Source organism: Bradyrhizobium hipponense, from assembly GCF_008123965.1.
In the GTDB taxonomy this organism is placed as follows: domain Bacteria; phylum Pseudomonadota; class Alphaproteobacteria; order Rhizobiales; family Xanthobacteraceae; genus Bradyrhizobium; species Bradyrhizobium hipponense.
On sequence record NZ_VSTH01000041.1, the window covers coordinates 22,926 to 43,053 of the forward strand.

The 20,128-nt window shown below is 61.5% G+C and carries 18 protein-coding genes; 11 read left to right on the forward strand and 7 right to left on the reverse strand.

Going from position 1 to position 20,128, the window contains the following annotated elements:
* Nucleotides 1-144: 144 nt before the first annotated feature.
* The 3 genes from FXV83_RS12815 to dusA all read left to right on the forward strand — a co-directional run bounded on the left by FXV83_RS12815 (nucleotide 145) and on the right by dusA (nucleotide 3,443).
* Nucleotides 145-1,707, forward strand: coding sequence for a fatty acid--CoA ligase (locus FXV83_RS12815; protein ID WP_148739538.1), 1,563 nt, complete (start codon nucleotides 145-147; stop codon nucleotides 1,705-1,707).
* 422 nt (nucleotides 1,708-2,129) lie between these two features.
* A complete protein-coding gene (locus tag FXV83_RS12820; RefSeq protein WP_148739539.1) occupies nucleotides 2,130-2,324 on the forward strand; it encodes a hypothetical protein in 195 nt (64 codons plus the stop codon).
* A gap of 90 nt (nucleotides 2,325-2,414) precedes the next feature.
* Nucleotides 2,415-3,443: a tRNA dihydrouridine(20/20a) synthase DusA gene (dusA, locus tag FXV83_RS12825; protein ID WP_283811707.1), complete on the forward strand. Its 1,029-nt coding sequence runs from the start codon at nucleotides 2,415-2,417 to the stop codon at nucleotides 3,441-3,443.
* A gap of 27 nt (nucleotides 3,444-3,470) precedes the next feature.
* Here dusA and FXV83_RS12830 read toward each other — a convergent pair whose 3' ends face one another.
* The 5 genes from FXV83_RS12830 to FXV83_RS12850 all read right to left on the reverse strand — a co-directional run bounded on the left by FXV83_RS12830 (nucleotide 3,471) and on the right by FXV83_RS12850 (nucleotide 8,203).
* A complete protein-coding gene (locus tag FXV83_RS12830) occupies nucleotides 3,471-4,025 on the reverse strand; it encodes a TIGR02281 family clan AA aspartic protease (RefSeq protein ID WP_148739541.1) in 555 nt (184 codons plus the stop codon).
* Nucleotides 4,026-4,053: 28 nt separating this feature from the next.
* A complete protein-coding gene (locus FXV83_RS12835) occupies nucleotides 4,054-4,257 on the reverse strand; it encodes a DUF1289 domain-containing protein (RefSeq protein ID WP_148739542.1) in 204 nt (67 codons plus the stop codon).
* Nucleotides 4,258-4,301: 44 nt separating this feature from the next.
* Nucleotides 4,302-5,897: a sensor histidine kinase gene (locus FXV83_RS12840; RefSeq protein WP_148739543.1), complete on the reverse strand. Its 1,596-nt coding sequence runs from the start codon at nucleotides 5,895-5,897 to the stop codon at nucleotides 4,302-4,304.
* Nucleotides 5,898-6,033: 136 nt separating this feature from the next.
* Nucleotides 6,034-7,311, reverse strand: coding sequence for a sodium:proton antiporter NhaD (gene nhaD / locus FXV83_RS12845; protein ID WP_148739544.1), 1,278 nt, complete (start codon nucleotides 7,309-7,311; stop codon nucleotides 6,034-6,036).
* A 22-nt stretch (nucleotides 7,312-7,333) separates the two neighbouring features.
* Nucleotides 7,334-8,203 carry an NAD(P)-dependent oxidoreductase gene (locus tag FXV83_RS12850; protein WP_148739545.1) on the reverse strand — a complete coding sequence of 290 codons (870 nt, stop codon included), beginning with the start codon at nucleotides 8,201-8,203 and terminating at the stop codon, nucleotides 7,334-7,336.
* Between the two features lie 197 nt (nucleotides 8,204-8,400).
* Between FXV83_RS12850 and FXV83_RS12855 the strand changes: the two genes are divergently transcribed.
* The 4 genes from FXV83_RS12855 (at nucleotide 8,401) to FXV83_RS12870 (ending at nucleotide 12,111) form a co-directional block, all read left to right on the forward strand.
* On the forward strand, nucleotides 8,401-8,835 hold the full coding sequence (locus FXV83_RS12855; RefSeq protein ID WP_148739546.1) for a VOC family protein: 435 nt from the start codon (nucleotides 8,401-8,403) through the stop codon (nucleotides 8,833-8,835).
* A gap of 54 nt (nucleotides 8,836-8,889) precedes the next feature.
* Nucleotides 8,890-10,026, forward strand: a complete 1,137-nt coding sequence (locus tag FXV83_RS12860; RefSeq protein ID WP_148739547.1) for an Mrp/NBP35 family ATP-binding protein — start codon at nucleotides 8,890-8,892, stop codon at nucleotides 10,024-10,026.
* Between the two features lie 199 nt (nucleotides 10,027-10,225).
* Nucleotides 10,226-11,314 carry a TRAP transporter substrate-binding protein gene (locus FXV83_RS12865; protein ID WP_148739548.1) on the forward strand — a complete coding sequence of 363 codons (1,089 nt, stop codon included), beginning with the start codon at nucleotides 10,226-10,228 and terminating at the stop codon, nucleotides 11,312-11,314.
* A 368-nt stretch (nucleotides 11,315-11,682) separates the two neighbouring features.
* On the forward strand, nucleotides 11,683-12,111 hold the full coding sequence (locus FXV83_RS12870) for a YunG family protein (protein ID WP_235939509.1): 429 nt from the start codon (nucleotides 11,683-11,685) through the stop codon (nucleotides 12,109-12,111).
* Here the strand turns inward: FXV83_RS12870 and FXV83_RS12875 are convergent.
* Nucleotides 12,062-12,877: an ABC transporter substrate-binding protein gene (locus FXV83_RS12875; RefSeq protein ID WP_235939512.1), complete on the reverse strand. Its 816-nt coding sequence runs from the start codon at nucleotides 12,875-12,877 to the stop codon at nucleotides 12,062-12,064. The two genes, FXV83_RS12870 and FXV83_RS12875, sit on opposite strands and share 50 nt — an antisense overlap.
* Nucleotides 12,878-13,960: 1,083 nt before the next feature.
* Here FXV83_RS12875 and FXV83_RS12880 point away from each other — a divergent pair.
* Nucleotides 13,961-14,533, forward strand: coding sequence for a MarR family winged helix-turn-helix transcriptional regulator (locus FXV83_RS12880; RefSeq protein WP_148739549.1), 573 nt, complete (start codon nucleotides 13,961-13,963; stop codon nucleotides 14,531-14,533).
* Between the two features lie 675 nt (nucleotides 14,534-15,208).
* Nucleotides 15,209-15,868, forward strand: a complete 660-nt coding sequence (locus FXV83_RS12885; RefSeq protein ID WP_148739550.1) for an Abi-alpha family protein — start codon at nucleotides 15,209-15,211, stop codon at nucleotides 15,866-15,868.
* Nucleotides 15,869-16,139: 271 nt separating this feature from the next.
* Here the strand turns inward: FXV83_RS12885 and FXV83_RS12890 are convergent, their stop codons facing one another.
* Nucleotides 16,140-17,027: a hypothetical protein gene (locus FXV83_RS12890; protein WP_148739551.1), complete on the reverse strand. Its 888-nt coding sequence runs from the start codon at nucleotides 17,025-17,027 to the stop codon at nucleotides 16,140-16,142.
* Between the two features lie 847 nt (nucleotides 17,028-17,874).
* Between FXV83_RS12890 and FXV83_RS12895 the strand changes: the two genes are divergently transcribed.
* Entirely contained in the window at nucleotides 17,875-18,549 is a 675-nt protein-coding gene (locus FXV83_RS12895; RefSeq protein ID WP_148739577.1) for a response regulator transcription factor, read from the forward strand.
* A gap of 2 nt (nucleotides 18,550-18,551) precedes the next feature.
* Nucleotides 18,552-20,012, forward strand: coding sequence for a sensor histidine kinase (locus tag FXV83_RS12900; RefSeq protein WP_148739552.1), 1,461 nt, complete (start codon nucleotides 18,552-18,554; stop codon nucleotides 20,010-20,012).
* Nucleotides 20,013-20,128: the final 116 nt, after the last annotated feature.

Consider the following 20,128-nt stretch of genomic DNA (forward strand, 5'->3'; position numbering starts at 1 on the left):
ATCGCGTCCTGTTGGGTACATCGCTGCAAGACGCGCGAGGGCGGTGGTCATTCAGTGCTGAATAGCGGTAGTCCAGACTTTAGCTACTCGCGGAGCGCCCTGCCAGCCATCCTGTATCCCAAAATACATAATGGGGAGGGATGGATGATCGAGCCGGATAGGTCCTTGTCGTCAACGCCGATCCAAACGATTGCGGAAATTCCGCGACGCTACGGGGCAAGCACTCCCGACGCTATCGCCCTGAGCTTCGAAGGGCGCGAGACGAACTATCGGGCCTTGGACGAATTATCCAATCAAGTCGCCAACGGCCTCGTAGCTACAGGCGTGCGACCGGCGAGTCGTATCGCGATTCTCGACAGAAACTCGGATATCTTTTTTCAAGTGCTGCTTGGAGGGGCCAAGGCCCGCGCCGTCCTAGTTCCCATCAATGCAAGGCTGGCACCTCCCGAGATCGTTTTCGCGGTCAACGATGCCAAAACCGAGATTCTCTTCGTCGGTGAATCGTTCGAAAAACTCATCACTGAAGTCCAGGACCAGCTGGACACTGTTCACCAAATAATTGTGCTCGACTCGCGTTACCTGAAGTGGCGCGATGTCAACCCCCTGACTGAGCCGGGCCTGCCAGTCAGCCCGGATGACATTTGCCTGCAGCTATACACCAGTGGCACGACCGGCTATCCGAAGGGTGTGCAGCTCTCTCACGCAAATTTTCCTCTACAAGCGGTTAACGACTGGAAGGCGTGGTTGTCCGACGATGTCATGCTGCTCGCAATGCCGTTGTTCCACATCGCCGGGGTTGGTACCGGCGTGTTGGGTCTGGTCGCCGGCCTCAAGACAATTGTGCTTCGCGAGTTCGTTCCATCGGTGGCGCTCGAAACCATACAGCGCGATCGGGCCACGGTCACGTTCCTCGTTCCGGCGATGTTATTGGCTATGCTGGCCGAACGTAACGCCGAGACATTCGATCTCTCCTCGCTGAGGCAAATTCTTTACGGGGCATCTCCGATACCGCTCGAACTTCTTAGAAAGTCGCTCCGCGTGTTCAGGCATACGAAATTTTTTCAGGTGTACGGCCTTACTGAAACGACCGGCGTCATCACCGTTCTGGGAGACGCAGACCATTCAGCTGGTGATGACGAAATCCTGAGGTCGCGTGGCCGCCCCATCGAAGGCGTCGAATTGCGGATCATCGACGGTTCGGGAAAGCCGCTGCCGGCTGGGCAGGTGGGGGAGGTCGTCTGTCGCTCAACGCAAAATATGAGGGGATACTGGAATCAGGCCGAGGATACCGCGAGGGCTCTCCAGGCCGGCTGGCTGCATACTGGCGATGCCGGCTTTCTTGATGAAGACGGCTATTTGTATATCCACGACCGCTTGAAGGACATGATCGTGTCCGGCGGGGAGAACGTCTACCCCGCCGAAATCGAAAGTGCCTTGTATGGGCATGCGGATATCGCCGATGTTGCCGTCATCGGCGTGCCCGACGACCTGTGGGGTGAAGCGGTCAAGGCCATCATCGTGTTGAAGCCGGATCGTTCGCCGGATCCGGCGGGCATACTGCATTTCGCGCGAGCAAGGCTGGCGGGGTTCAAGATCCCGAAGTCGATCGAATTCGTGGACGAGCTTCCGCGCAATCCATCCGGGAAGATACTGAAGCGATTACTGCGTGAGCGCTATTGGGAAGGATATGAGCGCAAGGTCAACTGAGGTGGTGGCACACGATCCAACAACGATCATTTGCACACGCGTTCTGATTGGGTGACTTGAATCGCAACTGCGGCCGGACGGGATAATGGAACGCTGCCTCGTCATGGAACACGCGATAAGTATAATGCCGGACCTCGAAATGGACGACGTGCATCTTGGGCAGCTCATCACTCTCGCGCTTGGATTGTCCCTGGTGGCTTTGGGAAGAGTTATGTACGCGCTGAGCTTGACGATCTTTGCACAATGACGGATCGAGCGCCTTGGAAGGGCTATCCTGGTCAGACTGCAACTTAAACCAAAATGTTGGTATCGGCGCTTGAGCGTCCTCGATTTGAAGCTACGACCTATTCGTTACGCGCGATCACGCGTTCCGCCGCGCGTAACTTTTCATGCGACATGGTCGCCGAAGCTGCGATCGGAGCATGGCGGGACTAGGCACCAGCAAAGCGCAGCGCTACTTTGCTGCTGACTTGATCAGCTTTCATCGCTTGCACCATGCTAGCGGAATCGAAGTGATCGAGGTCACAATGAGTGTGGTGCAGCACGCGGTACTGCATACATTTGGCCGGTACAGCCGTGCAGTACCGGATCAGGCAAAAATCAGCGAAAACGAATGACGTGCAGCAGCTGGAACAGGTTCAACTGCTTGAAAAGAAAGGAAAATGCTATAGGTCTGTCGTCCGATCGCTTGTCGGGCCAGAAATTGGTTGGGACGGACTAGGACTACAAAGGTAAATGAAAACAAGATGTTAGGCAGACGCTTCGCTGTGGCTCCGATGATGGATTGGACTGACCGGCATTGCCGGGTGTTTCACCGTCATCTGAGCCGTCGGGCGCTGCTCTATACGGAGATGCTGACCACCGGTGCGGTCATTCACGGCGACCGGGATCGGTTGCTCGGGTTCGACGCGCTCGAGCACCCGGTTGCGCTCCAGCTTGGCGGCTCGGATCCACGCCAGCTCGCAGAGGCCGCGCGGATCGGGCAGGACTTCGGCTATGACGAGATCAATCTCAATGTCGGCTGCCCTTCGGATCGCGTGAAGGATGGCCGCTTCGGCGCCTGCCTGATGGCGGAGCCGCAGCTCGTGGCGGCGTGTGTCGAAGCGATGAAGCGCGCGGTCGCCGTTCCCGTCACGGTGAAATGCCGCATCGGCATCGACGACCAGGATCCGGAACCGGCGCTCGACGCACTCGCGCGCGCGGTGATCGCGTCCGGCTGCGACGCGCTGATCGTGCATGCCCGCAAGGCCTGGCTGAACGGTCTGTCGCCGAAGGAAAACCGCGACCTCCCGCCGCTCGACTACGACCGCGTCTACCGGCTCAAGCGCGCGATGCCGGATGTGCCGGTCATCGTCAATGGCGGCATCGGTGGCATCGACGAGGCGAGGGCGCATCTTTCCCATGTCGACGGCGTGATGCTCGGACGCGCCGCCTATCAAGAGCCGTGGCGGCTGCTCGCGGTCGATGCCGACATCTTCGGCGAGGCGGCGCCGCATGCGACCATGCAGGACGTGCTCGAGGCGATGATGCCCTATATCGAGGAGCAGCTCGCGCGCGGAACGCGACTACACGCCATCACACGGCATTTCGTCGGCGCGTTCCACGCCGTGCCCGGCGCGCGCGCCTTCCGCCGCCATCTCGCCGAGCAAGGGACGAAGCCGGGCGCAGACACAGGCGTGCTGCGCGATGCGATCGCACGCGTTGCTACTTGCGCGCCGGCCGAGGCGGCTGCCTAGTCACAGGCATTCGGAGTCCGTTTGCTCTTAGTCGACCGCTGTGCGCGAGCGGCGGTGGCCGCCCTGAAGCTCCGGATAGCCGGTGAGCATCAGTTTGTCGGAACGCACGCCCCAGCTTTCCAGGCGATCAAGGAAACTCATGCCGAGCAGGTTGGTTTTCATCTGTCCGCGCTGCACGACCAGCGCCGGCACCGATTTCTCGACGAGGTGGCCGACGGCGAGACGGTCGAGCGTGAGCCGGGCCGCCTTGGTGTGACCGCCCGCGGTCTCGAGGTCGACATCATACTCGAGCATCTCCAGCGGCAGCCCTATCGCTTTCGCGGTTTCCCAGGTCAGCACGACCGAGGTCGCGCCGGTATCGATCACCATCGGTGCGACAACGCCGTTGATCTTGGCGCGCAGCGCGAACTCGCCGGCCTGGCCGCGCGGGATCTGCACCGCGGGCGCGGGCGATGCAGCCTGTCCGCGGAACATGTGCGAGACCCTGTGGCTGGCGCGTACGATCTGGTCGGGATCGCCATAGGCGACGACGGCACCGGCGGTGCAGGCGAGCATGACGAGAACAAGCAGGAAGCGAATCATCGCACGCCTCCACGCGCGCGCACGCAGGTCAGGCGCGCTTCGACAATCCCGCGATCGGCTGCAATCCGGCTGCCCACATGCGTGCCGGCAGCATCGCCATCACTGCGAGCCGCTCCGCACTGTCCATGGCGTGCCAGCGCGCGATCTCCGGCAGCGTGCGGCCGCAGCCGAAGCACAGCTTGGTTTTGGGGTCGATCATGCAGACGGCGATGCACGGCGTGTCTTTGCTCATGTCGGCATAGTGAGGGTTCGTCGGGCATTTCTGCAAGCATCTGTTTAAGAGCCCGTGCCTGCGCTCATGATTGGCTTGTGGCGCGGCCGGCGCTTCTCGTCGGGCATCGCGGAACTCTCCGGCTGGAGCGGCGGCGCGTCCTCCGACAGCGGCGCCAGCGCGCTCATCACGCGTTCTGGCGGGAAGGTGACGATCACCTCGGTGCCGATCCGCAGTTTCGATTTCAGCGTGAACGTGCCGCCATGCAGGTCGATCAGGTTCTTTGCGATGGGCAGGCCGAGGCCCGCGCCCTGTTCAGCCGATTTGATCGAGTTGGAGCCCTGGCCGAACGAGGCGAGCACGACGTGGATCTCGTCCTCGGGGATTCCGGAGCCGGTATCCTTCACGGAAAGATATTGCCCGCCCGACGCGGTCCAGCCGGCCTTGAGCCAGATCTCGCCGCCCTGCGGGGTGAACTTGATCGAGTTGGACAGCAGATTGAGCACGACCTGACGGATTGCGCGCTCGTCGGCCCACAGGCGCGGCATGCCCTGCTCGAACACTTCGTGGATGGTGATGCCGCGGCTGGAGGCGCGCAGCTTCATCAGATGATGGCAGTCGGCGACGATGCCGACAAGCGACACTGCTTCCTCGTTCAGCTCGTAGCGACCGGCTTCGATCCGCGACAAATCCAGGATCTCGTTGATGAGGTTGAGCAGATGTACGCCGGAATTATGGATGTCGCCGGAGTACTCCTTGTAGACGGGTACCGCATGCGCACCAAAAATCTCGCTCTTCATCACCTCGGAGAAGCCGAGGATCGCGTTCAGCGGCGTGCGCAGCTCGTGGCTCATCTGCGCCAGGAAGCGCGACTTGGCGACGTTGGCGGCTTCGGCCCGGTGACGTGCCTCGTCCGAGATCGCCTTGGCCTGTTCGAGTTCGCCGATGAGTGCGTCCTTCTCGGCGCGCGCCTCCAGCGTGGCGAAGGTTGAAGAGTGCAGCTGGTGCGCCAGCAATACGAAATAGCCTTCGGCCGAGAGCGCCAGCGCCGCCAGGATGTAATTGTCCAGCGAGCCGGTCATCGCAAAGCTGAGCGCCATCGCAACCGCGACCGGCGCGGTGGCGGCAAGGGCTGCGATCGGCAGATTGGCCGCCAGCATGCTCGATACTGCGATCACCAGCAGCATCAGGAACATCATCAGCGTTTCCGTGACCGTGTCGAGCACGGGATGGATCAGGATCGCCATCCAGCACAGACCATAGAGCAGGTCGAGCACGACGAACCGCGTCCGCCATACGCGCGTCGCCGTGGGCGATGACGTCTCGCTCAGGAAGCGCCGGCAGCTGCGGGTCATCGCGACATGGATGCAGAGCATGCCTGCGGTCCAGGCCGCGGCCGGGATCGGCTGCATCCAAAGCCCGAACAGCACGCCGGTCGCCACCACCAGCAGCATCACGACATAGGAGGCCGACAGTCTTGTCTGGGCATATTGACGGAGCAACTCGGCATCGAAGGCGGGCCGGGTTCCGCTGGTCGACGTTAACTTGTCGCGCGCCTCGCGCACTCGCTGCGCCGCCGCCCGGCGACTGCTCGCCGATGGCGCGCTCACCGGCTCGGCCGGAAGCTGCACAACCTCGGGCTTTTCAGCGGCTTTACTCATCGAACAACAACAATTCCTGCCCGCGCGAGACGGGCTTTCTGCATTGTCTATCTCTGGCAAGAAATCCTTAAGAGGTGACTTAAGGAGCTAAAGAATTACGTTAACCGGGCGTTAATTTGCATCCGGTCCACGCCGCTCACTGCAGCAGTGCTTGCTGCGCCACGTAGACCACGGCCCCCGCCAGATATCCGGCGAGCGCCGGAACTGCGATGCGGCGGGCGTACCAGAGGAACTCGATTCGCTCGAGCCCCATGGCGGCAACGCCAGCGGCGGAACCGATGATCAGGATCGATCCGCCGGTCCCCGCGCAATAGGCGATGAACTCCCAGAGGAAGCTGTCGGGCGGATAATGCGCGAGGTCGTACATGCCCATGGTCGCGGCGACCAGGGGCACGTTATCGATGACGGCGCTGAGAAGGCCGAGCACGACGACGATGATGTCCTGGCGGCCGATGGTCGTATCCAGCCATTTGGCCAGCATGGACAGCAGGCCGGCATGTTCGAGGCAGGCGACCGCGAGCAGGATGCCGAGGAAGAACACAATCGAGCCCATGTCGATCCGCGTCAGTGCGTTGGCGAGCGACAGGGGACTGCGCACGTGCTCGTCCTTGTCGCGATGAACGATCTCGCCCACCAGCCACACGAGGCCGAGCCCGAGCAACACGCCCATGAAGGGCGGCAGGTGTGTGACCGTCTTGAAGACGGGCACCGCGATCAGGACGCCGAGCCCGAGATAGAACATCACGTTCCGCTCGAACGGAGCGACCCTCCGCAATCCGTCGTCCTTCATCGGCGGCGCGATGGTCTTGCCCCTGAGCGAAAAGCTGATGAATGCCAGCGGCACCAGCAGGTTGAGCAGCGACGGCAGGAACACGGCGCCCATGATGTTGAGCGGCGTGATTTGCCCGCCGATCCACAGCATGGTCGTGGTGACGTCACCGATCACGGTCCATGCGCCGCCGGCGTTGGCGGCGATGACGATGAGGGATGCGAACAGCAGGCGGTCCTCGCGCCGCGCGATCAGCCGCTGAGTCAGCGAGATCATGACGATGGTGGTCGTCAAATTGTCGAGGATCGCGCTCAAGAAGAACGCCACGAATCCGACCAGCCATATCAGCTTGACCTGGCTGGTCGTGCCGATGCGGGAGGTGATGACTTCGAAGCCGTCATGGGCATCGATCACCTCGACGATGGTCATCGCGCCGATCAGGAAGAACACAATCTGCGCGGTGGAGGCGACGGATTCGTCGAGCTGACGGCCGATCAGCGCGTGGTCGCCCGTCAAAATCGCGTAGACGGTCCAGAGCAGGCCAGCGCCGATCAGCGCCGAAGCGCTCTTGTTGACGCCGAGCGGATGCTCGAGCGCGATCGCCGCATAGGCCAGGACGAAGATTGCGGCGATCGCGGTCAGCAAGGCAGCTTCAATCCTTCAGGTGTCAGCGTGCGAGGCGCGCGAGCAGGCTGGACGTGTCCCAGCGCTTGCCGCCCATCTTCTCGACCTCGGCATAGAACTGGTCGACCAGCGCGGTCACCGGCAGGTTGGCCCCGTTGCGGCGGGCTTCTGCGATGCAGATCGAGAGATCCTTGCGCATCCATTCCACCGCAAAACCGAAATCGTACTTGTCCTCGTTCATGGTCTTGTAGCGGTTCTCCATCTGCCAGGACTGTGCCGCACCCTTGGAGATCACCTCGATCACCGAAGCGACATCGAGACCGGACTTCTTGGCGAAGTGGATGCCCTCGGAGAGGCCCTGGACGAGCCCGGCGATGCAGATCTGGTTGACCATTTTCGTCAGTTGGCCGGAGCCCGCAGGCCCTAGCAATTTGCACATCCGCGCATAGGCAGCGATCACCGGCTCGGCGCCGGCATAGGCATCCGCCGCGCCGCCGCACATCACCGTCAGCGCGCCGTTCTCGGCGCCGGCCTGGCCGCCGGAGACCGGGGCATCGATGAATTTGAAGCCGATCTTGGTCGCGGTCGCATCGAGCTCGCGGGCAACCTCGGCGGAGGCCGTGGTGTGGTCGACGAAGGTCGCGCCCTTCTTCATGCCGGCAAACGCGCCGTCGGCGCCGATCGTGACCGCGCGCAAATCATTGTCGTTGCCAACGCAGCACATCACGAAATCCTGCCCCTCGGCGGCGGCCTTCGGGGTCGGTGCCGTCTTGCCGCCGAACTTGTCCGCCCACTCCTTCGCTTTGGCCGCGGTGCGGTTGTAGACGGTGACCTCATGGCCCCCTTTTTTGACGAGGTGTCCGGCCATGGGGAAGCCCATCACGCCGAGACCGAGGAAAGCGACTTTAGCCATGTGTGGTACCTTGTCGGTAGTTTGGGTTTACGGTTCTTGCCGGGCGCGGGACGCCAGCGGGGGTCTTCAAGTTCCGCGGCGAGGCGGATCGGAGGCGCACCATAAACCGTTGCGCCGGGAGGGCAACGGCTTCGTTTGGCGGCCTCCTGTGCTAGGATGACGGGACGACCAAGGACTTCAAAAAAGGGAGCGAAAGCATGGGCGTGAGCGTTGGCGTCCTCGATCATTTCAACATCCGGACCCGCAAGCTGGCCGAGACGGTCCGCTTCTACGAGGATGTGCTGGGCCTGGAAAACGGCGCGCGGCCGAATTTCGCCTTTCCGGGGGCCTGGATGTATAGCGAGGGCAAGCCAGTGGTGCACCTCGTCGATATTTCTCCGACCTCGGAGCCACAAAAACCGGATTCCGGCGTTGTTCATCACGTCGCCTTCGCCAGCCGCGGCTTTGAAGACATGAAGCAGCGCCTCGCTGCCAAGGGCATGAAATTCGAATCGCGCCAGGTGCCCGGCGGCGAGCTCTGGCAGATCTTCGTCCACGACCCCAACGGGGTGATGATCGAGCTCAATTACGAGGCGGCCAAGGAGCAGGGGGCCGCGCCTGCCGAGATGGCTGACGATATCGGCAGGCAGTAGCCTTTTGGGCGTTTCCGCTCTAATGGGGCAGATCTTGAATTCAGGAGATGCGCTTTGAGCGTGACGCAGCAACAGGTTTTGGACAGCCTTAGCCGGATCAAATCGCCGCGCGGGGTCGCGCTTACCAATGCCAATGTGCTGAGCACGATCAGCGCATCCGACGGCAAGGTTTTCTTCTCGATCAACGTCGATGCCGCCGAAGCCCGGGCTTGGGAATCGGTCCGTGCCGAGGCTGAAGCCGCCGTGCGCGCCATTCCGGGGGTCACCACCGCGATGGTGGCGCTGACCGCCGAGCGCAAGCCCGGCGCCGCGCCGCCCCCGCCGCCAACTCCGAGCCGCGGCACGCCGGGCGTGCAGCCGGTGCATGCTCACAAGCCGCCGCAGGGCGGCGCCTCGCCGATGGCGCGGCAATCCGAGATTCCGGGCGTCGCTGCCGTGATCGCGGTGGCCTCGGGCAAGGGCGGCGTCGGCAAGTCGACCACCGCGCTCAATCTGGCGCTGGGCCTGCGCGACCTCGGCCTCAGGGTCGGGCTGCTCGATGCCGACATCTACGGCCCCTCGGTGCCGCGCTTGACCGGCCTGCGCGAAAAGCCGGCACTGAACGACGCGCGCAAGATGATTCCGCTCAGGCGCTACGGCCTCGCCATCATGTCGATCGGCTTCCTGGTCGAGGAAGAGACCGCGATGATCTGGCGCGGCCCGATGGTGATGTCGGCGGTGACGCAGATGCTGCGCGACGTCGAATGGGGCGAGCTCGACGTGCTGGTCGTCGACATGCCGCCCGGCACCGGCGATGCCCAGCTCACGCTGGCGCAGAACGTGCCGCTGAAGGGCGCCGTCATCATCTCGACCCCGCAGGATCTGTCCCTGATCGATGCGCGGCGCGGGCTTGCGATGTTCAGGAAGGTCAACGTGCCCGTGCTCGGCATCGTCGAGAACATGAGCTATTTCCAATGCCCGCATTGCGGCACGAAGTCCGACATCTTCGGCCATGGCGGGGCGCGGCACGAGGCCGAGAAGCTCGGCGTGCCGTTCCTGGGCGAGATCCCCCTGCACATGGCGATTCGCGCATCCTCGGATGCTGGTAACCCCGTGGTCGACAGCGAGCCGGGCGGGCCTCATGCGGCGATCTATCGCGCCATTGCGGGGCAGGTCCGCGATCAGCTCAAGGGCGTCATTGCTGCGGCCTGAGCCGGGCGCATGGGCAGACATGCGACTTTCGTCGAGCCCTGTCATGCCAATGTCGCGTTCCGCAAGCGGGACTTCCATGTTAAAGGCCCCCGGCAGTCAAGCCCCCTTCGGTTCGACGCGGCCTAGAACGCGCCCGCCGGAATGAGCGGCGGCAAAGAGAAAGTCTAGGGGAAACGCCCCAGCAAGGAGAGACCTGAAGATGAAGCGTCGTGATTTCTTGAAAGTGTCGGCAGCAGGCGCGGCGGCGACCGCGGTGGCCTCGCCGGCGATCGCGCAGTCCTCGCCCGAGGTGAAGTGGCGCCTGACGTCGAGCTTCCCGAAGTCGCTCGACACCATCTATGGCGGCGGCGAGCAGGTGGCGAAGTACGTCGCCGAGATGACCGACAACAAATTCCAGATCCAGGTGTTCGCCGCGGGCGAAGTCGTCCCGGCCCTCCAGGCGCTCGACGCAACCTCGAACGGCACGGTCGAGATGTGCCACACCGTCTCCTACTACTATGTCGGCAAGGATCCGACCTTCTCGATCTTCGCGTCGGTGCCGTTCGGCCTCAATGCGCGTCAGCAGAATTCCTGGCTCTACCAGGGCGGCGGCAACGAACTCGCCAACGAGTTCTTCAAGAAGTCGAACGTGATCGGGTTCCCCTGCGGCAACACCGGCACGCAGATGGGCGGCTGGTTCCGCAAGGAGATCAAGACGGTCGCCGATCTCTCGGGCCTCAAGATGCGCATCGGCGGCATCGCCGGCCAGGTGCTCCAGAAGGTCGGCGTGGTGCCGCAGCAGCTCGGCGGTGGCGACATCTATCCGGCGCTGGAAAAGGGCACCATCGACGCGGCCGAGTGGGTCGGCCCCTATGATGACGAGAAGCTCGGCTTCGCCAAGGTCGCCAAGTACTACTATTATCCCGGCTTCTGGGAGGGCGGCCCGACGGTGCATTCCTTCGTCAATCTGGAAAAGTGGAACCAGCTGCCGAAGAACTATCAGGCGATCCTGACCAACGCGATGGCCAACGCCAACAGCTGGATGGCCGCGCGCTACGACATGCAGAACCCGGGGGCGCTGAAGCGTCTGGTCGCCGGCGGCACCCAGCTTCGTCCCTTCACCAACGAGGTGCTGGAAGCCTGCTTCAAGGCGACCAACGAATTGTGGGCCGAGATCTCGGCCAAGAACCCCGACTTCAAGAAGTCGATCGACGCCATGCAGGCCTACCGCTCCGACGAATATCTGTGGTGGCAGGTCGCCGAATACACCTACGACAGCTTCATGATCCGCTCGCGCACCCGCGGCTGATCGCAAGCCTAAAGTCGCAAGACCGGAAAGCCCGGCCTTCCCTGGAGGCCGGGCTTTTCTTTGCCGCGATGCCTTCTTGCCGCGGCGCGCCGGGGGTGCCAACAAAAAGATGGAAAACAACCCCATGCACAGTAGACGAGGGGTCAACGCAGGACACGCTGGGGATGCTGGCAACAGTTTGACAGGCCAGACCAATTCGGCGGGAGCGGCAATCGTCCGCGGAGCGGGGAACAGGCGCGCGAAATGCACTGCTTTCCGTACCTTCGACGATCCGGCCAAGCAGTTTGACTCGTCGGGCAAAACAGGGGCAGAATGTGATAATCGTATAATCCGAAATTCGCGCCGCAGCGCCAATTCTTGGGATGACGATGAGCTTCGATCCAGATGAAGTTGAAAGCGCGCTGCGCAAGGCATGGTCGCTGTCGACCGTCCGCCAATTGACCGCGAACAATCCGGCGGCAGGGCAATGCAACGTGACTGCACTGCTCATTCACGAGCTCTTCGGCGGCGACTTGCTGAAGACGCCTCTGCCGGCCGGCGATCATTTCTACGATCGGATCGGAGGGCGGAGGTATGACCTCACAGCGAGCCAGTTCGATCAGCCGATCGTTTATTTGGACGTGCCAGCAAATCGCGTCGACGCAGAACTGGGAGCAACAAAGGACGAACTCGCTGAACTCAGAGCGGCGTTTCAGGAGCACCGTGATGGCGCGCCAAACCGGAGTCATGGGCGCAGCAAAAGTAGAGCTACTCGATCACTTCGTCTGCGCGTCCGAGAAGGGAGACGGGGACTGTGATGCCAAGCGCACTCGCCGTATTCACGTTGACAACCAACTGAACTCTGGTGGCCTGCTGCACCGGCAGGTCGGCAGGTTTTTCGCCTTTCAGGATACGGCCGGTGTAGACGCCGGCAAGGCGGTTCGCTTCGGCAAAGTCGCCTCCATAATCCATGATGCCGCCGGCCGCGGCGAAGGTGCCGCCCTGAAAGATGGCGGGGAGCGCATGCCGCAGCGCCATCTTGGCGAGCTTGTCGCTATTCCCCGTGAAGAGAATATCTCCGCCGATCACCAAGCCTGCGGAGCGCAATTCGCTTGCGCGCGCGAACACCGCATCAAAATCGTCCTCGGTGCTCGCATGCAAGACCTGGACTTGAAGCCCGAGCGCGTGCGCCGCGACCTGCATCTCCTTCAACTGGTTTTCCGTAGTGGGATTGTTCGGGTTCAGCAACAGAGCCATATCCTTGGCCGCCGGCAGGAGTTCGTGCATCAACTCCAAGCGCTTCGGCCCGACCCGTACGTTCAAGGAGGTCGCGCCGGTGACGTTTCCGGACGGCCGGCTGAGACTCGGCACCAGACCAATCTGCACCGGGTTCCCGATCGTCGTGAATACGATCGGAATCGATGCGGTCGCTGTCTTTGCGGCGAGTGCCGCCGGGGTCGTGAAGGCGGCGATCGCGGATGGCTGGCGATGCACCAGGTCGGCAGCCATTGCGGGCAAACGATCGTACTGACCTTCCGCCCAGCGGTATTCAAGGGCAAGGTTCTGGCTCTCGACGTAGCCCATCGCGCCAAGACCACGGCGAAACGCAGCAGTCAGCAGCGCGCCCAGCCCTCCGCACTCCCGCTGCCAAGAACGCCTACCACCGGCATTGCTGCGGGTTGTTGCGATCGCGCGAGGTCCGACCAGAGTGCAGCCGCACCGGCCCCCACCATGAAGTCTCGACGCTTCATCCTTTGCTCCAAGGAACGATCAGATCGATAGTATCCGTTCAGTTCAGTCCGGCAAGCGAGCGGCGCTACGAAGCTTGGCTCATGTCCGGGTTGGGTCGGAAGCGGCAACGTTTGATGAAGCACGGGATGTCCGATTGCGCCCGCAACAGCCGCTCCGCGCGCTCATGAGCAGGCGCCCCGATCGGCTTACGCAAAGCTGACGGAAGCAAGGATACGCCGCGGAGCGTTTTTTCCTGGCTGACGCGCCCCCGAATGGTGCAAGAGAGCGCAGATCAGCCTGAGCCGCGTGCTGCGGGATGGGGTAGAGCGAGGCGTAGCCGATCATTTCTCCCGGCTGGACCGAGCGCACGACCAACATCGTCGTTCGGACCGGCTGTGCGCTCAGCTTCGCCGCGCTCTACCAGCTTGGGTGCTCAGCGTCGCCGCGCATGTCCGGTTCGGAGACGAAAGCGGCAGTGCCTCTTGCATTCCACCAGTCAACACTCCCCGCTTGTTGTGGACACTCCTGGTTGGCTTACACGAACCTGACAGGACGGCGACCGGCCTTGCGATGCTTCCTCGTCAACTTCCTGGGGGAGAGACGTCCGGAATCTCGCGCCGGGAGAGATGCTTAGCGGTCACCGCGGCAGAGATTCCCGATGTTGTTCGGGCGCGTGCGATTTGACGCCAACAATCTCAACGTGAGTGCGGTGCGTAGTTTTGCGGTGTTCCCTTTGCCGAACGGGAGGGCTATCGGAATCCGGCAATCGGGCCGAAGTCGGGGCGGGCGTCAGGTATGCTTCACCGCCGTTCCGACTTCACGGTACTAAATACTGGACTCAACCAGTCCCGACGGGAATTCAGCTTTCACCGAACACGGCGGTTCTCGATCTCTGATCGAGATGCCAAGGCGGCCGTTTCCCGTAGGGATTTGTCAATGAGAATGGCAATTGAAATCTTGCAACTCCTGGTCCAATCGGCCGACAGTTGGCTCTTTGAAGGTAATCGTTCGGGTCTAAGCGATCGTGAATGGATGGCTTTACGCTTTCTCGCTCGTGCAAACAGGTTTTCGAGGACGCCGACTGCTCTCGCCAGCTTTCTGAGTACGAACCGCAGCGCCGCATCGCAGATTGTCGCCGTGCTCCAGAACAAAGGACTGGTGGTCCGCAAGCCATCTGCAGAGGACAAGCGCTCGATTGCGCTCTGCGTTACAGGCGAAGGCGAGACGTTGCTGGAGCGCGATCCGATAAACGCCTTGCGAGATCAGATTGTGGCACTGGAGGTCCCCGATCGGTCTCAGCTGCGCGATACGCTTCGCCGTGTTCTGATTGGACTCGATGTTGCCGAGCGTCGCTACCATCCTGGCGTTTGCAGTCAATGTATGTTTCTGGTCGAAAGCGGAGAGGGGAAGGATCATCATTTCAAGTGTCGGCTCTTTCGGAAATCCATAGACCAAAAAGAGATGACCTTGCTTTGCACCTATTTCGAGGGGCGGAGCGGAAAAGGCTAGCGGCTCAATGCTGATGAGCCTGAGTGCTTGCGTCACTGTCGACGTCACGGCTGCGAACTATTCAGCGGGAACGATTTGCTGAATTTGATCTTGCGTCGGTGCACCGGAGATCCGCTCCGGGTCAGAAATGGGAATGTTCGATCGAGCGCGGAGTTCTGCCTGCACCGAACGGCCGCCTCCCGACCTTATGAGTGCACGTCTGGTTGGCTTACATGGATCTGACAAATGCGATCGGCCTGCCAGGCGTCTTTTCGCTGGCCGGGGAAAACGCAAGAAGTTGGCGGGGCCGTGATGGATTGATCCGCACGGCGTTCAGATGCTTAACCGGCTTTCGAAATTCTGCGCATTCGTTTAGATATTCCTTGGTGACGTCAACGAGCGATACCCCAATTGAATCGTCGTCGATCTCAATCGCTTTAATCGTACGACGAGAGTTCAAGAGAACGATATTGCAAGAAGTATTGGTCCAAGCGCGATATTCATCGCCATATTTGAGACTCTCGCCTCGAGAAAGGGTGTCCTGAAGGTTTCAGTCTAGCGCTTCGCAGGTGCTAAATCCATTTCCCTTCAGCGCTGCTCGTCGGCTCCTATCAAGGGCGAGCGGGAGCGAACCTCATCCTAGACTTTTACTGTGAACGGGAACATGCTGCCCTCTCCAATCGGGGAGGGTGTGGGATGGTTGGAGATAAGGCTACTGAGGAGCTGGCCAAGCTTGGAAATCGTTCCCTTGAATCGATAGACAAGGTCGGGTCGTGGCTGGATGGAGTATTCGGGGAAGGCTTCCGTGAAGTCGGACATGCCTTTGCCGACAGCATGGCGGGCTTCCGTATAAGAAACCGTCTCCGCGTGATCGAGAAGACGCAGAAGGCGATAGATTTGGCGGGATTGGTAGGGCACACGCGACCTCTACCTGGTCGACTGACTGGGCCAATTATGGATGCGATCGGGGACGAGAGCGACGAAACTCTACAGGATGTTTGGGCGGCCTATCTGGCGTTCAGTGTTAACCCAAAGAACCCGAGCGCTGATAAGTTGCTCATCGACGTGATCCGAAGATTGGAGCCGCAGGACTGGCCAATACTACGGAAATTATTTCGTTCCGATCCGAAGCAATTGCTTCCCGACGACTTGGGCGCAGCCGCGAATGATTTGGAAGTCACTATGGATCGGCTGACTGCTCTTGGGCTTCTTCAATATGACGATCCAAAGTCAACGTTTTTGGTCGATGGTAATCATTTCGCCGGGACGGTTAGCGTGAAGATCGGCGATGGTCGTTATTATGAGACAAAGCTTCTCCGACGACTGAAAGGCGAAACCGAAGAAGCATGGAAGTGAGTGCTGACCTCATGTTCGCGCTGGACTTCTTAGATGTTCTCGTCGGAAGCGTCTTGCTTCTTTCGCTGGCGCTCGCTAATGCGCCGAACCGTGAGGGAGTGGTGCTTACCAACGCTATCCGACGATTTGTGACTGCATATTGACGTGAGCACCAAGGGTCACAGCCATCGGCTGGCGCACGCAGGCGGCGATGAACCCCATCGCGGCAACCCTTGAGGCGCTGATTACGAGCTTGGAGCTATAGCCCGTGAGCGCTTTCGGTTCAGAGGGACTAGCGGCTTTTTCGAAGCAGCAGCGAGATCAATGATTGCGGCAATTGCCCGGGCAACGTGTTGTTCGGAATGAAGGGGCTCCGCGTTCCATGCAGAAGATCCGTAACCAACCCATTGTCTCGCCAGAATTGCATCGCGACGCGGGTAATTCCTTCTGGCGTGAATACAAGTGGTTCAGACGGAGCGGTTTGCGGGAGCGGCCAGAACACCCGAACTCCGAGCGATTCTGCATAGGCTTTAGGATCGGGAAGAAGCGCAACCGGACCGCTGAGGACATGCGCGAAAGCGGCTTCAAGACAGATGGTCGTTGTCTGGTAGTTCGGCTGGAACTGCTGTGGTGGGGATTGTGTCTTTTCCGTCTCTAGCATTGCTGCTCGATGCCACATAGTGCCGGGGGCATTATCGGTCCGGCAACGACCTAGGCAAATGATCCAGTCGGGCGGCGGTGTTCCTGTCGACATGAGAAACTGCCGTTCGGCGAGAGGGATCGCCTGGGTCTTAAGGTCAGCGAATTCAAGGCACATAGTCACCATTGCCACCCATGCAGCAACTGACTTGATCGACGGCACGTCCAGTTTCGACCAGTCGTTCCGCATGAGTGAAGTCAACGGCTCCTTGGCTTGATTTTGCAGCCGAGACATCCACTCATTGTTGCAAGACTCGCAGACAAGCCTCAATTGTTGAGCGTGTGGGCTGCCGTTGCGGTTCATGCGCCCCTTGGCCATCGTCGGCACCGGTACGCCAGTGCTGTAGTCTGTAAACGATGTTAGATGCTCAGTGTTTCGAAATGCTGAGGGGAATTGATCTCTCATCCATTGGCCGAAGATGTGCTCGGCCGTTCGCCTAGCTGGTTTGTCAAAGATGCATTGCGCCTTGAACTGAGCCATCTAGCGCCGCCCCCAGAACTTTGAAAATAGGAGGTTCGGGCACGGCAAACGGCAGATGTCAATCGGGGGCTGCACCTGTAGGCGTCCACTCCCTTCAAGACAGCGGCGCGCATTGGAGCGCGCCGCACTTCACAAGTCATATGAGGGGTCGGCTAGCCACCAGCCCAGCGGCAGCTGCCGTTACTACACTGGCAAATAAGGGTCCGGCCGTCACTTGAGGTTTTTTGATCGCCCGCCTCGCAGGCGAAACACGATACGGAAGAAATCAAAAGAGCCGTCAGAGCCACAACAACATGTAGCGCTCGCATGCAAATAACTCCCATTTTTTGAGATCAATTGAGTGAGTACGTCTTCTCTGGGTACGTCTTGCGAGGGCCTTGAAGGTCCCGCAATACCATTGTGGCCATATTGCAACCAAGAGTCGAGCCCTCTGCTCCTTCAGCGCAGCCCTCTATTCACAGGTACGCCAATTGCCCGACTTCTTCCGCGTCGAGGACGCCGCCGCGCGCGCCACTACCACGGACACGGCTAACATTGAGATCACTACTATCCGCAGATTGTTGGCACCTTACTGCAACGATCCGCTGACCGGCTAACTCACTCCCTCAGGGGAAGTGCCCGTTCAGGGCGTGGTCTCCGCTGCAGCAATGTCCGATCAAGCACGAGATTTCGGATTGACGACGCGACCGTGTGGGTGCCTCCCCATTTTGGCATACATGAAACTGACAAGGCACCAGAAGGTCAGCGGTTCTCATTTTTTCGCTGGCCGACGCGCCCCGAATGGTGGAAGAGAGCGAAGATGCGGCGCAAGCCGCGTGCTGATATCGAACCATCCGGCGGGACTACGATGCGTCTTCTGATCGTCGAGGACAATGCCGAACTGTCACGGCTGGTCGCCAGCGGGCTGGCGGCGGCCGGCTATGAGAGCGACATCGCGAGCAGCGCCGCCGAGGCGCGCGAGGCGGTGGGCAGCGTCAGTTACGCTGCGATGATCCTCGACCTCGGGCTGCCCGACGGCGACGGCCTCTCGGTACTGCGCGAGCAGCGCCGACAGAGCAATCCGCTGCCGGTGCTGGTGCTGACCGCGCGCGGCGGCGTGCAGGATCGCGTCAACGGCCTGCGCAGCGGTGCGGACGACTACCTCGCAAAGCCGTTCGCCATGGAGGAGCTGGTGGCGCGGCTGGAGGCGATCTTGCGCCGTCCGGGCCAGCTGCTCGGCCGCTCGCTCCATTTGGCCAATCTCGTCTACGACACTGAAAGCCGTCAGATCTTCGTCGACGACCAGCCGCGCATCATCTCGGCGCGCGAGGCCTCGGTGCTGGAGATCCTGTTGCGGCGGCAGGGGCGTGTGGTGCCGAAGAAGAATGTCGAGGACCACATTTTCGGGCTCGAAGGCGAGGTCGCCTCGAACGCGGTGGAGGTCTATGTCTCGCGATTGCGCAAGCAGCTGGCCGAGCACGGCGCCAGGGTCGTGATCCATACCATTCGCGGCGTCGGCTATCTCATGGCCGAGGAGAAATAAGCGTGGCCCAGGTCAGATCCCAGGTCAGATCCCATGTCGGATCCTATGCCGGGCTCTACGCGAGATCGCCGACGTTCAAATCGCTGATCTGGCGCATCGTGTTCCTGCACATCGTCGCGGTCGCGGTGGTCGCGATCTTCCTGCCGCTGGTGTTGTTCTGGCTGCTCAATTCGGAGATCGACCTGCTGCATCGCGATGCCATGCGTGCGCAGGCCGAAGTACTCGCCGAGCGCATCGTCGCGCAGCCGGACGGCACGCTGACGTTCAACCTGCCGGACAGCCTGCGAGGGCTTTATTCAGACGCTTACGGTCGTTATCGGTACGACATTCGCGATGCCGAAGGCCGGCTGCTGTTCTCCTCGCACCGGCGCGCCGGCGCTGCCGCAGCGGCGCCACTCTCCGAGACCATCTCCGGCGCCGGCGTCACCCGGGACATCAGCGGCAAGACGGTGCGCATCCAGGTTGCCGAGGATCTCGCGCATCGCGATGTCATCATCGACGATATCGTCTCGAATTTCTTCCGGCGCGTGGGATGGATCACCATCCCGATCCTGCTGATCCTGCTCGCCACCGACATCATCATCTTCCGCCGCGCGATTGCGCCGCTGTGGAAGGCCTCGGAAGAGGCCAGCAATATCGGACCGGCCCGCACCGACATCCGCCTGCCGACGGAGCAGATCCCGCGCGAGATCATGCCGCTGGTCACCGCGGTCAACCAGGCGCTCGATCGCCTGGACGGCGGCTTTCGGGTGCAGCGGCAGTTCACGGCCGATGCCGCGCATCAATTGCGCACGCCGCTTGCGATCCTGCGGACGCGGATCGAGACGCTTCACGATGGTGCAGCGAAGCAGGCACTGCACGCCGATATCGAGGGCATGAGCCGGATCGTGGCTCAGCTCCTGGAGATTGCCGAGCTCGACACCTTGGTGCTCGACCCCGGCGAGACCGCTGACTTACGCGCCGTCTGCGCCGAGGTGGTCGGCGCGATCGCGCCGTTCGCGCTGGCCCGGCACAAGGACATCGCACTCAAGGGCAGCGAGGTGCCCGTGATGATTCACGGCAATTCCGAGATGCTGCAGCGCGCGATCTTCAACCTCGCCGAAAACGCCATCAAGTTCACGGCGAAGGACACCTCCGTCGACGTCGAGGTACGGGACGACGGTTCGGTGCATGTGCGCGATTGCGGCCCGGGCATCGCGGAGGCCGAGCGCGAGCTGATCTTCCAGCGCTTCTGGCGCGCCGACCGCCAGCGCACCGACGGCGCCGGCCTGGGGCTGTCGATCGTGCGTGCCGTCGCGGACGATCATGCCGCCACAGTGGAGGTTGCGAACCTCGCGGGCGGCGGCGCGGAGTTCACGCTGCGGTTTCGGTTGGCGGAGGAAGCAATGGTCGCAGAGAAGGACCTGCCCGGCACTAACGCTGCACCCTCTTCCCTTGTGGCAGGGCGATCGCATATGGGCTGATCTTGTTCTGGCCGATCCTTCGAGACGCCCGCCTAGGGGCGGGCCCTCAGGATGAGGATGGAGTGCGCGGCAGCGGTTTCAACGGGCGCCGATCCCGCTCAGCCTCATCCTGAGGA